The sequence below is a fragment of the Yoonia sp. I 8.24 genome, assembly GCF_022096995.1.
GTDB lineage: Bacteria > Pseudomonadota > Alphaproteobacteria > Rhodobacterales > Rhodobacteraceae > Yoonia.
The window spans coordinates 378,883-393,336 of sequence record NZ_JACXGQ010000002.1; the positions used below are offsets into that span (position 1 = coordinate 378,883).

General features: G+C 56.2%; 11 protein-coding genes. 9 read left to right on the forward strand and 2 right to left on the reverse strand.

What is annotated here, in order from left to right; translation table 11 throughout:
• Positions 1-156 precede the first annotated feature (156 nt).
• The 3 genes from Yoon_RS04860 to Yoon_RS04870 all read left to right on the forward strand — a co-directional run bounded on the left by Yoon_RS04860 (position 157) and on the right by Yoon_RS04870 (position 4,371).
• Entirely contained in the window at positions 157-1,017 is an 861-nt protein-coding gene (locus tag Yoon_RS04860; protein ID WP_238110638.1) for a DUF2167 domain-containing protein, read from the forward strand.
• A gap of 505 nt (positions 1,018-1,522) precedes the next feature.
• The gene (rpsA, locus tag Yoon_RS04865) at positions 1,523-3,199 is read left to right on the forward strand and encodes a 30S ribosomal protein S1 (RefSeq protein ID WP_255698678.1); all 1,677 of its coding nucleotides are present in this window, start codon (positions 1,523-1,525) and stop codon (positions 3,197-3,199) included.
• Positions 3,200-3,315: 116 nt separating this feature from the next.
• Positions 3,316-4,371, forward strand: coding sequence for a Gfo/Idh/MocA family protein (locus Yoon_RS04870; RefSeq protein ID WP_238110647.1), 1,056 nt, complete (start codon positions 3,316-3,318; stop codon positions 4,369-4,371).
• Here the strand turns inward: Yoon_RS04870 and prpE are convergent.
• Both prpE and Yoon_RS04880 read right to left on the reverse strand, forming a co-directional pair.
• Positions 4,368-6,260, reverse strand: a complete 1,893-nt coding sequence (gene prpE, locus Yoon_RS04875; protein ID WP_238110650.1) for a propionate-CoA ligase PrpE — start codon at positions 6,258-6,260, stop codon at positions 4,368-4,370. The two genes, Yoon_RS04870 and prpE, sit on opposite strands and share 4 nt — an antisense overlap.
• A 135-nt stretch (positions 6,261-6,395) precedes the next feature.
• Positions 6,396-8,675, reverse strand: coding sequence for an NADP-dependent malic enzyme (locus Yoon_RS04880; RefSeq protein WP_238110653.1), 2,280 nt, complete (start codon positions 8,673-8,675; stop codon positions 6,396-6,398).
• 138 nt (positions 8,676-8,813) lie between these two features.
• On the opposite strand from Yoon_RS04880, the gene Yoon_RS04885 reads away from it, so the two are divergent.
• From Yoon_RS04885 to upp, 6 genes are all read left to right on the forward strand, one after another.
• Complete coding sequence (locus tag Yoon_RS04885) at positions 8,814-9,905, forward strand: cupin domain-containing protein (RefSeq protein WP_238110655.1); 1,092 nt, start codon at positions 8,814-8,816, stop codon at positions 9,903-9,905.
• A 69-nt stretch (positions 9,906-9,974) separates the two neighbouring features.
• Complete coding sequence (locus Yoon_RS04890; protein WP_238110657.1) at positions 9,975-10,367, forward strand: cytidine deaminase; 393 nt, start codon at positions 9,975-9,977, stop codon at positions 10,365-10,367.
• Between the two features lies 1 nt (position 10,368).
• Entirely contained in the window at positions 10,369-11,664 is a 1,296-nt protein-coding gene (locus Yoon_RS04895) for a thymidine phosphorylase (RefSeq protein ID WP_238110659.1), read from the forward strand.
• On the forward strand, positions 11,664-12,839 hold the full coding sequence (locus tag Yoon_RS04900; protein WP_238110980.1) for a phosphopentomutase: 1,176 nt from the start codon (positions 11,664-11,666) through the stop codon (positions 12,837-12,839). The genes Yoon_RS04895 and Yoon_RS04900 overlap by 1 nt, the downstream gene beginning before the upstream one ends.
• Complete coding sequence (locus tag Yoon_RS04905; RefSeq protein WP_238110660.1) at positions 12,836-13,828, forward strand: adenosine deaminase; 993 nt, start codon at positions 12,836-12,838, stop codon at positions 13,826-13,828. Before Yoon_RS04900 ends, Yoon_RS04905 begins: the two co-directional genes overlap by 4 nt.
• Positions 13,821-14,453, forward strand: a complete 633-nt coding sequence (gene upp / locus Yoon_RS04910) for a uracil phosphoribosyltransferase (protein ID WP_238110661.1) — start codon at positions 13,821-13,823, stop codon at positions 14,451-14,453. The genes Yoon_RS04905 and upp overlap by 8 nt, the downstream gene beginning before the upstream one ends.
• Position 14,454: the final 1 nt, after the last annotated feature.

A 14,454-nucleotide genomic window follows, 5' to 3' on the forward strand; every position in this document is an offset into this window, starting at 1 on the left:
CAATTATGCGCCATTTGTCCGGTTTAGCACCTGTGTCTGTGATGCCCCTATCCCGATATAGATAGGAAACATCACTTGATTTCCCTTGCGAGCCGGACAAGGGGAGTGCATCCAGGGATGGAGAATAATTAGCATTTTACTAATCGGGGTTGCGCTTTGAAACAGCTAGCATATTTTTTGCGTGAACAGATTGTGTTCATGGCGGCGTCCATCTTTATTTTTTCTGGCGCCCCTGCGATTTTGCCCGCACAGGAGATTAATCCGCTCCCTTTTACAGAACCCCTGAGCGTATCACGCGGAAATGTCACGCCGGCATCCGACCAATCCGTGACTCTGGTGTCGGGTGACGCCTGTCAGTATGTCATGCAAGATTGGGGCTGGACCAGCTGCGCTCACGTCGATGGGTTCGTTTTCTTTCAGTTCGATGATGTCTATGCGACGGTTGTCTTCAAGCCGAATTCTGACGGGTACGTCGCATTTGATGACTGGGAATCGGATGAAAAGGCCGAAGTCGTTGCCCAGATCGAAGAAGGGCTACGCCAGAGCTTTGTCCAGCAGGGTGCCGCGCTTGGTGTGAACATCACCTTTGACGGTTGGGTCGTTCAGCCGACATTGAACAAAGAGCGCGGGTTTATGTATTATGCGACCGGTGCGATCTGGGGCGGATCAAAAAACGTCAATATCAATGCGACTGTGTTTGACCGACGCGGCCATATCGAATTTCTGATCATTCCGGAAGCCGCCACAATGATGCCGGAAGAAGTCGAAGCGATGATTATTCGCGTGCTTGACCAATATGTCCCGACGGCTAATGAAGCCTATGCTTCGTTTGCATCGGGTGACAAGGTTGCTGCGGTTGGTGCTGTTGGTGTACTGGCGGGGATTGCGGGGCTTAAATATAGCAAAGCCGCAGGTGGTCTGTTGGTGACGTTGCTGTTGATCCTGAAAAAGGCGTGGTTCTTGTTGTTAGTCCCGTTTGTATTCATCAAGAACCGTTTGGGCCGTAAAAAGGACTAATTGCCTTGGGCAGGGCTCTCAAGGTTGGAGACCAAATAGCGGCGCTGTGCTGACATTGCCGCCCGTTGACTAAAATACCGCGTCCGAGCCGAGGGGTGGGCGAGAAGCGCCCGCCCCGTGGGGGCGGTTCGGGCGCTGCCAAATCGTAGTTTTGGCAATTGGGGTGCAAATGTAACGGGTACTTTGGGCTCTTTACTGCGTACGTGCGCGTTACCCCACATCCCTTTGCGAATGCAAAATGCAGCACCCGCCGTTCTGTGCGCGCGCGGTGTGCTATGGTGGGGATGCCCGGTCAAAACTCCTTGCAAACATACCAAAACACGCCTATACGCCGCCCTGTCTAAGCATCGAAACAGGTGCGGGCGTGAGACTTGAGCGGGGTCGGTGTTGAACCGGCCCTGTTGTTTTATGTTCGCGAAGGTGCCCAGACCAACCGAAATCCAAAGACCGGCGGAGACAACCGCACGGCCCGTATAAAACCAAAACGTTAGGAAAACGACGCCACATGGCTAATACAATGGAAGAGTTTGAAGCACTCTTGAACGAAAGCTTCGAAATGGACACACCGGCCGAAGGGTCTGTTGTCAAAGGCAAAGTCATCTCTATCGAGGCTGGCCAAGCGATCATCGACGTCGGCTACAAAATGGAAGGCCGCGTTGATCTGAAAGAATTTGCAAACCCAGGTGAAGACGCTGAACTGGCTGTTGGCGACACTGTAGAAGTGTTCTTGCGCCAAGTTGAGAACGCCCGTGGCGAAGCTGTTATCTCTCGTGAGATGGCGCGCCGTGAGGAAGCTTGGGATCGTCTGGAAAAAGCATACGCTGATGAACTGCGCGTTGATGGGGCTATCTTTGGCCGCGTCAAAGGTGGTTTCACTGTTGATCTTGGCGGCGCGGTTGCGTTCTTGCCAGGTTCACAAGTTGACGTACGCCCTGTGCGTGACGCCGGCCCATTGATGGGTCTTAAGCAGCCGTTCCAGATCCTGAAGATGGACCGCCGTCGCGGGAACATCGTTGTATCGCGTCGTGCGATCCTTGAAGAATCACGTGCCGAACAGCGCGCCGAAGTTATCGGCAACCTGACTGAAGGCCAAGAAGTTGACGGCGTCGTCAAGAACATCACCGAATACGGTGCGTTTGTTGATTTGGGCGGTGTTGACGGTCTGTTGCACGTGACTGACATGGCATGGCGCCGGGTTAACCACCCATCCGAGATCCTGACAATTGGTGAGACGATCAAGGTGCAGGTCATCAAGATCAACAAAGAAACCCACCGTATCAGCCTTGGCATGAAGCAGCTGCAAGAAGATCCGTGGGATGCTGTCGAAGCGAAATTCAGCCTTGGTTCTGTACACCAGGGTCGCGTGACTAACATCACTGATTACGGCGCATTCGTTGAGCTGGAAGCCGGTGTTGAAGGTCTTGTACACGTTTCAGAAATGTCTTGGACAAAGAAAAACGTACACCCAGGCAAAATCGTGTCGACCTCGCAAGAAGTCGAAGTCATGGTTCTGGAAATCGATTCAGCCAAGCGTCGCGTTTCACTTGGCCTGAAACAAACACAGCGCAATCCATGGGAAGTCTTTGCTGAGACACACCCAGAAGGCACTGAAGTCGAAGGCGAAGTCAAAAACATCACCGAATTCGGTCTGTTCATTGGCCTCGAAGGCGACATCGACGGCATGGTTCACCTGTCTGACCTGACATGGGAAGGCCGCGGCGAAGACGTCATCGGCGATTTCCGCAAAGGTGACGTTGTCAAAGCCAAAGTTGCTGAAGTTGACGTTGAAAAAGAGCGTATCTCTCTGTCCATCAAAGCGTTGGACGGTGATCCGTTCGCAGAAGCTGTTGGCGGCGTGAAGCGCGGTTCGATCATCACTGTTGAAGTGACCAAGATCGAAGATGGCGGCATCGAAGTCGACTATGAAGGTGCAAAATCCTTTATCCGTCGTTCAGACCTGTCACGTGACCGTGCAGAGCAGCGTCCAGAGCGTTTCGGCGTTGGTGATAAGGTCGACGTCCGCGTCACCAACATCGACAGCAAGACACGTAAACTGGGTCTGTCGATCAAAGCACGTGAAATCGCTGAAGAAAAAGAAGCAGTTGAACAGTTCGGTTCGTCTGACTCTGGCGCATCCTTGGGTGATATCCTTGGTGCGGCCCTTAAAGGCGGCGACGAATAAGTCACCCGCTTTAAGCGTTGCAAAATCTAGCCCGTCGCAGGAAACTGCGGCGGGCTTTTTTGTTGCTTGCGTCTCACGGCCCGCTCTGCTCTGGTATACTAGGAGTTGGGGGAAGCATGACAAAACCTGAACTACCTGCGCGCCTTGGCGTTGCTCTGATCGGTGCGGGGATGATTGCACCGACACATGTTGCGGCCCTATCGGGCCTGCGTGACCTGTTGCGCTTGGATGCGGTCTTGTCGCGTCATCCAGAGAATGCGGCGTATCTTGCTGAGACTTACGCAGGCACCGCGCCATTGTTTACCTCTGATCTAACGGCGATCACGGAAAATCCTGATATTCATATTGCTATTGTCGCGACCCCGCCCTCGGTCCGGATTGATTTGATTACGGCGTTGGCAAGCGCGGGTAAACACATCTTGCTTGAAAAGCCAGTCGCCCGAAACAGTGCAGAGGCACAGGAGGTCGTTGAGATTTGCGAAAATGCAGGTGTCTCGCTGGGTATCTTGTTCCAGCACCGCGCGCGTGCACCCACAATTGCGGCAATGAAACTGCTGGCGAGTGGCGATCTGGGCAAGCTGGCCCATGTCGAAATTGCAGTCCCGCTTTGGCGTGATCAATCCTATTATGATGAGCTAGGGCGCGGTACATATGCGCGCGATGGGGGCGGGGTGCTGCTTACCCAAGCGATCCATACGATCGATCTGGCGCTTAGCTTCACGGGCGCTGTGTCAAGCGTTCAGGGTATGGTGGCGACAACCGCCCTGCATAATATGGAAGCCGAAGATATGGCTGTCGCTGGGCTGCGATTTGCAAATGGGGCGGTTGGATCATTGATCGCGAGCACGGCCAGCTATCCCCATGGCGTTGAAACGATCACTTTGCACTACGCGCGCGCGACATTGCGCATCGGCACGGGGAGCTTGGATGTGTTCTGGCGCGGGGACCGCAACGACCATGAGGTCGTCGTCGCGGGGGGGGCATCTGACAATGGACCAGCAGTGGCCAAACACGACTGGCATCAAGCGATTATCCGGGACTTTGTCGATGCAGTGCGCGCAGGCACAGCCCCTATGGTGACGGGGCGCCAAGCATTGGCATCCCATCATCTGGTCACGGCCATCGAAGCGTCGTCGCGCGATGGCCGGATCGTTAATTTGTCGTTGGCCTAGCCCCCAGCGTAGCCCATTGGTTTGAGCGCCGCGCGGATTTCATCCAAGATCGCCGGGTCGTCGATGGTTGCGGGCATTTTGAATTCCGCGTTGTCGGCGATTTTGACCATTGTTGCGCGCAAGATTTTGCCGGACCGGGTTTTGGGAAGCCGGTCAACGACAGTCACCAGTTTAAATGCGGCGACGGGGCCGATGGTGTTGCGCACAGAGGCGACGACCTCTTTGATCACCTCGTCGTGTGGGCGGTCACAGCCGTTGTTGAGGCAGATAAACCCAAGCGGCAATTGCCCTTTGAGCTGATCTGTCACGCCGATGACGGCGCATTCACCGACATCGGGATGGTTTGCCAATACTTCTTCCATAGCGCCGGTTGACAGGCGGTGGCCCGCGACGTTGATCACGTCATCGGTGCGCGCCATGATATACAGATACCCGTCTTCGTCGATCATGCCTGCGTCGCCGGTCTCGTAGTAGCCGGGGAAGGTTTCAAGGTAGCTCGACTGAAAGCGGTCTTCGGCGTTCCACAGGGTCGGGAATGTGCCAGGCGGCAGGGGCAGGGGCGTGACAATCGCGCCCAGCTCACCGGGGGGGAGTTCATTGCCTTCATCGTCGAGGATTTTCATGTCGTAACCGGGCAGCGGCACCGACGGGGAGCCCAGTTTGACAGGTAGTAATTCGATGCCCACAGGGTTACAGACGCCGGGATAGCCCAGTTCTGTCTGCCACCAATGGTCTATGATCGGCTTTTGCAGTTGATTCTGCGCCCAGACGATAGTGTCAGGATCGGCGCGCTCTCCGGCCAAGAACACCTGATCAAGACAGCTGAGATCGTATTTCTTGACGTATTCACCCTTCGGGTCTTCGCGTTTGACTGCACGGAACGCGGTGGGGGCGGTAAAGAATGATTTTACATTATGTTCTTCGATGACGCGCCAGAATGTGCCCGCATCGGGGGTGCCGATGGGCTTGCCTTCGAAAACGATCGTTGTGTTGCCGTGGATCAGCGGGGCGTAACAAATGTAGCTGTGGCCCACGACCCAGCCCACATCTGACGCGGCCCAGAACACATCGCCGGGGTCGACGTTATAGATGTTTTTCATGGTCCAGTTCAGCGCAACCAGATGCCCGGCCGTGTGGCGCACGACGCCCTTGGGCGCGCCGGTCGTGCCGGACGTATAAAGGATATAGGCAGGGTGGTTGCCTTCGACAGGGACACATTCGGCGGGTGCCACGCCGTATTGGAAGCCGTGCCAGTTATAGTCACGGCCAGGGATCAATTCGGCAACTTCTTGTTCGCGCTGGAAAACCACACAAAAATCAGGCTTATGCTCGGCCAGTTCAATCGCGCCATCAACAAGTGGTTTGTAGTGCACAACGCGGCCCGGCTCCATGCCGCAGGAGGCTGCGATGATCGCTTTGGGTTTCGCGTCATCAATGCGCACGGCAAGTTCGTTTGCGGCAAAGCCGCCAAAAACCACAGAATGGATCGCTCCAAGGCGCGCGCAAGCAAGCATCGCCTCAAGCGCTTCGGGTATCATCGGCATGTAGATGATGACGCGGTCACCCTTTTTAACGCCCTTGGCACGCAGCGCACCTGCAAGGCTGGCCACCCGGTTGCGTAGCTCAATATAAGAGATTTCGCGCTTGGTATGGGTGATCGGGCTGTCATAGATGATCGCGGTTTGCTCGCCGCGGCCATTTTCGACATGGCGGTCTACCGCGTTATAGCAGGTGTTCACCTTTGCATCAGAAAACCATTCATACAGCGGTGCGTTATCATCGTTCAGCGCGCGTGACGGCGGCGTGTCCCAATCGATGGCCTTGGCCTGCTCCATCCAGAATGCTTCTGGATCGGCTTTCCAAGCCGCATATACGTCCGCGTAACCCATTGTGTTCCTCCCAAAACAACCTGAGAGAAAGTGTTACGCCTTGGGCCGGCTGCGGGCAAGCGCGCGTTGCGCCTGCGATGACTGATCCGTAAAATAATTTACTTTGCGGTTCATGTCCCTTAAGTATTTGTTTTTTCAACCATAATGTGCCACAGGTGTTCCCGCGAGCGCCGACATATTCAGCAAACCGCGCGGTGTGATCGAGGGTGTGACAATATGACAGCGATTGCCCATCCCCATTAGGATTGGCCCAACTTCGAGCCCGCCGCCCTTCATTTTCAAAATGTTACGCACACCCGAAGCCGCGTCCGTATTGGCGAAAATCAGAACATTGGCGGCGCCCGGCAGGTGGGCATCGGGGAAAACGCGGTTGCGCAAATTCACATCAAGCGCGGCATCGATATGCATTTCCCCTTCGTAAGCAAAATCGCGCGGCGCGCTGTCTAGGATTTCCATCGCTGCGCGCATCCGGCGGCCTGTGTCACAATCGAGATTGCCAAATTGACTATGCGAACAGAGCGCGATTTTGGGCTCTAGTCCAAAGCGACGTACATGGCGGGCGGCGCCAATGACAGTTTCGGCGATTTGGGCAGGGGTTGGCTCTGCGTGGACTTGCGTGTCGGCAACAAAAAGCGGCCCATCTTCCAAAATCATCAATGACAGCGCGCCGACCGGGTGTAGCACCTGATCGCCCAAAATCTGCGTGACATAGTTCAAGTGCCACAAGAATTGACCAAAGGTGCCGCAAATCAGGCTGTCGGCCTCGCCGCGTTGCACCATGACCGCGCCAATGGCTGTGGTATTGGTGCGCATGATTGCCTTGGCCAGATCAGGGGTGACCCCTTTGCGCGCCATCAGCTTGTGATAGGTTTCCCAATAGTCGCGGTAACGCGGATCGTTTTCGGGGTTAACAATGCTGAAATCGACGCCGGGACGGATTTTTAGCCCCGCGCGTTCGCAGCGTTGCGCGATCACATCAGGACGGCCGATCAAGATCGGCGTATCCGTGGTTTCTTCCATGATCGCTTGGGACGCCCGCAGCACGCGTTCATCCTCTCCTTCGGCAAAGACAATGCTACGGGTGGTGCTACGCGCAGCCTCGAACACGGGGCGCATGATCATTGCCGACTTAAAGACCGAGCCGTCCAAATTGGCCTTGTAAGCCTCCATGTCAGCAATGGGGCGGGTGGCGATGCCGGTTTGCATTGCCGCCTTTGCGACAGAGCTGGCGACGACCCCCATCAGGCGCGGGTCAAACGGTTTCGGGATCAGGTAGTCTGCCCCAAAGGTGAGCTTTTCACCGTGATACGCGGCAGCGGCTTCGGCGCTGGTTGTTTCGCGTGCAAGTGCTGCGATTCCTTCGATGCAAGCAATTTTCATCTGGTCATTGATATCGGTGGCGCCCACATCAAGCGCGCCACGAAAGATAAACGGGAAACACAGTACGTTATTGACTTGGTTCGGGAAATCGCTGCGCCCGGTGGCGATGATTGCATCTGGTTTGACGGCCCGCGCGTCAGCGGGGCTGATTTCTGGGGTGGGGTTGGCGAGCGCAAAGATAACCGGCGCATCGGTCATTTTAGCGACCATTTCGGGCTTTAGAACGCCGGGGCCAGACAGGCCAAGGAACATATCCGCGCCTGCGATCACATCGTCCAATGTGGCAGGGCTGGTGCCTTGGGCGTATTCAGCTTTTTGCGGGGTCATGTCTTTTTCGCGGCCGTTGTAGACAAGACCTTCGATATCACACAGCCAGACATTTTCGCGTTTCACGCCGAGTTTCAGCAGCATATTCAAGCAAGCAATGCCCGCTGCACCACCGCCAGTGCTGACGATTTTGATGTCTTCAAATTTCTTACCCGCGACGCGTAGCGCATTTGTTGCTGCGGCCCCTACCACAATGGCGGTGCCGTGTTGGTCGTCGTGAAAGACGGGGATATTCATCCGCTCGCGGCAGATCTTTTCAACGATAAAGCAATCAGGCGCTTTGATATCCTCAAGGTTAACGGCGCCAAATGTTGGTTCAAGCGCGCAGACGATATCCGCGAGCTTTTCAGGGTCGGGCTCATTCAGTTCGATATCAAAACAGTCGATATTGGCGAACTTTTTGAACAGAACCGCCTTGCCTTCCATGACAGGTTTCGACGCCAATCCGCCGATGTTACCAAGGCCCAGAACGGCTGTCCCGTTGGTCACGACGCCAACAAGGTTGCCACGTGTTGTGTAATCGCGTGCGGTGTCTGGGTTGGTTTTGATCTCAAGGCAAGCTTCGGCAACGCCGGGGGAATAGGCACGGGACAGGTCGCGCCCGTTTGCCAGCGGTTTAGTTGCACGTATCTCAAGCTTGCCGGGTTTTGGGAACTGATGATAGTCGAGCGCCGCCTGTCGCGTGCTGTCGTTTGCGTTGTCTGTCATCACATTCTCCAAATATAGTTTAATGTTAAACTATCGCCGTGCCCCACGGAATCTAACTGGTTTCGGTTAAACATAGATTGGGGGCATTTGGCAAATCATTGTATTGCAAATCGCCACTACGCCCGCCACGATCACCGTATGAACAATACTTTTCAAACGCGGGCAGAGGCCTGTTTGACCACGACCGACCTACGCGCAGACCTTGGTTTTTTTGGCAAGGTGCTTGGGATGCGGTTGGATATGATTTTTCCCGCGGATAACCCTGTTACCGCTGTGTTTTCGGGTCACGGGCTTTCTGTGCGGTTGACGCAGGCGGATGGCCCTGCGGGGCAATTGCGTATTTTGACCGATGATCCGGGTTTTGCCGATGGTGCTACTGACCTGACCGCGCCGGGTGGCGCGCGCGTCACGGTACACCCGTTGAATCCGCCGCTAGAGATGCCTGAAACGCATCACGCGTTTGTTGTGCGCCGTCTTGCGGATCAAGCACCCTGGGTGATTGGGCGCGCGGGCATGCATTATCGCGATCTGATTCCCAATCGCCTTGGCGGGTCGATTATAGCGAGCCATATCCGTATTCCTAACGGCGGTCCGGTGCCTGATATGGTGCATTTTCATCGCGTCGGGTTTCAGCTGATCTTTTGTTATCGTGGCTGGGTGGATGTGGTTTACGAGGACCAAGGTCCACCGATCCGTTTGACCGCTGGCGATTGCTTTATTCAGCCGCCTGAAATCCGCCACCGGGTGCTTGAGGCATCCGAAGGGATTGAGGTGATCGAGATCGGCGTGCCTGCCGAGCATATCACTGAAATCGACCACGATATGACCCTCCCAACACCGCATTTGCGCCCTGACCGGGAATGGCAGGGACAAAAATTTGTGTTTAGTCAAGCGGAAGGCGCAGAATGGGGCCCGGCGCAATTGCCCGGTTTTATTGCGCGTGACACCACCATCGCGACCAATACCAAAGATGTTGCGGGCGTGCAGGTCATTCGACGCGGGCAGGGTGACCCCGTTTGGACGAAACATGACGCCGATATTCATTTTACCTTTGTGATGCGGGGCGAAATGACCATGGAAGGCGAAACCCGCGATCCGCAGGCACTGACGGCCGGCGATGCCTTTGTGATCCCGCCGGGGATGGCAACACGTTATGGCGACCCGTCGGATGATCTTGAACTGCTCGAGGTGAGCCTGCCCGGGCGTTTTACGTCGGTGCAAACTGGCTGATATCGCGGATCACACTTGCATCTGCGAGGCGCAAAGATCAATCTGGGTCGATCAACACCGGAGACAAAAATGACCCTTATTGAAGCCGCCCGCGCCGTGCGGGAAAATGCGCATGCGCCCTATTCGAATTTTAAGGTTGGCGCTGCGATCCGGGCCACCTCTGGTGCGGTCTATGTTGGCTGCAATGTCGAAAATGTCGCCTACCCCGAGGGCACCTGTGCCGAAGCCGGGGCCATTGCGGCAATGATTGCTGCTGGCGAAACGCGGATCGCCGAAATCACAGTGATCGCCGATAGCCCGCAACCCGTTAGCTGTTGTGGCGGCTGCCGTCAGAAAATCGCGGAATTCGCGGATGGTGATGTCGTCGTGACAATGACCACCGTCGACGGTTTGACCGCGCAAACAACTGTGGCGGAATTACTGCCGGGCAGTTTTGATGCTGCCTATATGAGCCGCGCATAATATGGATGCACGCGCGATCATTGCTGCGGTGCGCCGCAAGAACACCCCAAGCGAAGCGCAACTGGCGTGGATTGCGACGGGTCTGGCGAATGGCGCTGTCAGCGATGCGCAGGCGGGTGCCTTTGCGATGGCCGTCTGTTTGAACGGTTTGTCTGATGCGGGCCGTGTGGCGTTAACCAAAGGCATGCGCGACAGTGGCGATGTGCTGGCATGGGATCTGCCGGGGCCTGTGTTAGATAAGCATTCTACGGGGGGCGTGGGCGATTGCGTATCGCTGATCCTTGCCCCTGTGTTGGCGGCGTGCGGCGTTTACGTTCCGATGGTTTCCGGGCGCGGGTTGGGGCATACGGGCGGGACGCTGGACAAGCTCGAATCCATCCCCGGCCTATCCGTTGATGTGGATGAACCACGCTTGCGCAAAATCACCCGCGACGTTGGCTGTGCGATTGTCGGCGCGACGGGCCAAATTGCCCCCGCCGACAAACGCCTTTACGCAATCCGCGATGTGACTGCGACCGTTGAAAGCGTCGATCTGATCACAGCTTCCATTCTGGCCAAGAAGCTGGCGGCGGGGTTAGAAGGCTTGATTTTGGACGTAAAATGCGGGTCAGGCGCATTTATGAAAACCCCGGATGAAGCACGGGCTTTGGCGCATGCATTGACCGACACCAGCAATGGTGCAGGCTGCAAAACAGTAAGCCTGATCACCGATATGAACGCGCCGCTTGCGCCTGCGCTTGGCAATGCGCTTGAGGTCGCGGTCTGCATGGAGGTTCTGTCTGGCAATATCGCCGCCGCGCCCCGCTTGTATGAATTGGCGGTGTCTTTGTGTGAAACCTTGCTTACGATGCGCGGGGTCAAGGATGCAAAGGCGCAGATCGAAGCTGCGATCAGTTCTGGGGCTGCGATGGAGAAATTCAGCCAAATGGTGGCCGCTTTGGGTGGCCCACCTGATATGGCCGATGATTGGCACACGCATTTGCCCAAAGCACGGGTCGAAACACCGGTACCTGCGCCGGTCACAGGCCATGTTTCCGCAATCAATGGCGAAGCCTTGGGGCTCGCGGTGGTGGCCTTGGGCGGTGGCCGCCGTGTTGAGACAGATAAGATCAACCCCGCAGTCGGGCTAACCGATATGGTCGGGCTGGGGCGGGCGGTTTCTAAAGGTGATCCGCTGTGCATGGTCCATGCGGCCAGCGACGCGGATGCAGAAGCCGCAATCGCCGCAGTGTTGGCGGCGGTCACCATTGGTGATGCCGTAAGCCCCGGCCCACTTATCATTGAAAGGATCACATGATGGCACGCGCATTTTTGGTCGTTATTGACAGCGTTGGCATTGGCGGCGCGCCAGATGCGGATCAGTTCTTTAACGGGGATCTGCCCGATACTGGCGCCAATACGGTTGCGCATATTGCCGAAACTGCCGGGTTGCATGTGCCGGTTATGGATGCGTTGGGACTTGGGGCAGCGGTCACGCTGGCCTCGGGCGATGTTGCGCCGGGGCTAGACGCCGCGCCTACGGGTGCTTGGGGTGCCGCGCGCGAGGTGTCCAACGGCAAAGACACCCCATCGGGCCATTGGGAACTGGCGGGTGTGCCTGTGCCATGGGACTGGCATGTGTTCCCTGATCAAAGCCCTGCTTTCCCTGATGAACTGGTCGCGCAGGTTTGTGCGGCGGCGGGCACCGAAGGGATTTTGGGGAATTGCCATGCCTCGGGCACCGAAATCATTGCGCGCGAAGGTGCCGCGCATCTGAAATCCGGCTGGCCGATTTGCTATACATCTGCCGATTCCGTGTTGCAGATTGCCGCGCATGAAGAACACTTTGGGCTTGAACGCTTATTGAAACTTTGCGCTGACATCGCGCCTGTCCTGCACGCGATGAAAGTCGGGCGTGTCATCGCGCGGCCTTTTGTGGGCGAAGAAGGGGCGTTTACCCGCACAGCCAGCCGCAAAGATTACGCGATCGCGCCGCCCGCGCCGACGATTTGCGACTATGCGCACGCCGCGGGGCGCAAGACCTATGCGGTTGGCAAGATCGGCGATATTTTTTCGATGCGCGGGATTGATGATCTGCGCAAAGGACGCGACGATGCACTGATGGGGCATATCGCGGATTTGGTGAACACAGCCGAAGACGGGGCGTTTATCTTTGCCAATCTGGTTGAGTTTGACAGTGAATACGGGCACCGCCGCGATCCCAAAGGTTACGCCAAGCACCTGGAATGGTTCGATGCGCAGCTTGGGCAATTATTGCCGCGTCTGCGCCCTGATGATCTGTTGATCGTGACCGCAGATCATGGCAATGACCCGACTTGGCCGGGTACGGATCACACCCGCGAACAGGTTCCTGTTTTGGTGCATGGGCTTGGCGCCCGCGCGTTGGGCCAATTGAATTTTGTTGATGTTGCAGCAACGATCGCCGCGCATTTGAATGTAGATTATAACGGAGAAGGGGAAAGTTTCTTATGAATTTTAAAGACATTCCCAAAGTTGAGCTGCACACTCACCTTGAAGGCTGCGCGCCGCCGTCCTTTATCGCTGGGCTTGCGCGCGAAAAGAATATCGACATCTCGCGTATCTTTGACGCCGACGGCGGCTATGCGTTTCGGGATTTTGATCATTTCCTGAAGGTTTATGAGGCGGCTTGCGCGCCGCTGCAATCCCCCGAGGATTTTCGCCGTTTGACGCTGGCTGTTCTCGAAGAAACGGCCGCGCATGGCGTGGTCTATATGGAAACATTCGTGTCGCCTGATTTTTGCGGTGGCGGTGATCTGGCCGCGTGGCGCGACTATCTGGCAGCAATGCAGGATGCCGCGGACGAGGCTGAACGCACAATGGGGATCACCCTGCGCGGGATCGTGACAGGCATCCGGCATTTTGGCCCGGATCAATGCAAAGTCGCTGCGGCCTGTGCGGCGGAAACCAAAGGTGATTTTATTACCGGTTACGGCATGGCGGGCGGTGAAATGGTGGGCCGTCCCAGTGATTATGCCTATAGTTTCGACATGGCCCGCGAGGCTGGGTTGCAGCTGACCGCGCATGCAGGTGAATGGGGTGGCCCGTCGATGGTCGCCGAAACCATTCGCGACTTGAAAGTTGAACGGATCGGCCATGGGATCGGCGCAATCGAAGACCCTGCACTGATGGATGAAATCGCCGATAAAGGCATCGTGCTTGAGGTTTGCCCTGGCTCGAACGTAGTTCTAAAAGCCGTGTCGGGATGGGATGCGCACCCAATTGCAAAACTGCGTGAAACAGGCGTGTTGGTGACCGTGTCCACGGATGATCCGCCGTTTTTCCACACCACGATGACTGATGAATACGCGATGCTTGCCCAGACATTTGACTGGGACACAGATGATTTTCGGGCGCTGAATAAAGCCGCCCTTGATGCCGCATTTTGCGACGAACAAACCCGCGCCCGTGTGGCGAAACGACTGGAGCCAAAAGATGACTGATCACGTGACCCATGTGACCCACCCGCTTGTGCAGCACAAACTGACGCTGATGCGCCAAAAAGATACGTCTACCGCAAGCTTTCGCCAGCTTTTGCGCGAGATTTCGCAACTTTTGGCCTATGAGGTGACGCGCGGCCTGCCGATGACAACACGTCAGATTGAAACTCCGTTGCAAACGATGGATGCACCGGTGATTGATGGTAAGAAGTTGGCACTGGTGTCGATTTTGCGTGCGGGTAACGGGCTGCTGGATGGGGTGCTCGAATTGATCCCGTCAGCGCGGGTTGGCTTTGTTGGGTTGTACCGCGACGAAGAAACGTTGGAACCTGTGCAATATTACTTCAAGGTCCCAACCGAGCTTGAAGATCGTTTGGTAATTGCCGTGGACCCAATGCTTGCCACGGGTAATTCATCCGTGGCCGCGATTGATCTGTTGAAAAAGGCAGGCGCGCAAAACATTCGTTTCTTGTGCTTGCTCGCATCCCCCGAAGGCATTGCCCGGATGAAAGAAGCACACCCCGATGTGCCGATTATCACGGCAGCCATTGATGAAAAGCTGAATGAAAAAGGTTATATCGTTCCCGGCTTGGGCGACGCGGGCGACCGGATGTTCGGCACCAAGTAAG

Bases quoted from the DNA above. Each gene is read 5' to 3' on its own strand.
- rpsA (WP_255698678.1), top strand. From the start codon at position 1,523: ATGGCTAATACAATGGAAGAGTTTGAAGCACTCTTGAACGAAAGCTTC.
- Yoon_RS04870 (WP_238110647.1), top strand. From the start codon at position 3,316: ATGACAAAACCTGAACTACCTGCGCGCCTTGGCGTTGCTCTGATCGGT.
- prpE (WP_238110650.1), bottom strand. From the start codon at position 6,260: ATGGGTTACGCGGACGTATATGCGGCTTGGAAAGCCGATCCAGAAGCA.
- Yoon_RS04880 (WP_238110653.1), bottom strand. From the start codon at position 8,675: ATGACAGACAACGCAAACGACAGCACGCGACAGGCGGCGCTCGACTAT.
- Yoon_RS04885 (WP_238110655.1), top strand. From the start codon at position 8,814: ATGAACAATACTTTTCAAACGCGGGCAGAGGCCTGTTTGACCACGACC.
- Yoon_RS04890 (WP_238110657.1), top strand. From the start codon at position 9,975: ATGACCCTTATTGAAGCCGCCCGCGCCGTGCGGGAAAATGCGCATGCG.
- Yoon_RS04895 (WP_238110659.1), top strand. From the start codon at position 10,369: ATGGATGCACGCGCGATCATTGCTGCGGTGCGCCGCAAGAACACCCCA.
- Yoon_RS04900 (WP_238110980.1), top strand. From the start codon at position 11,664: ATGGCACGCGCATTTTTGGTCGTTATTGACAGCGTTGGCATTGGCGGC.
- Yoon_RS04905 (WP_238110660.1), top strand. From the start codon at position 12,836: ATGAATTTTAAAGACATTCCCAAAGTTGAGCTGCACACTCACCTTGAA.
- upp (WP_238110661.1), top strand. From the start codon at position 13,821: ATGACTGATCACGTGACCCATGTGACCCACCCGCTTGTGCAGCACAAA.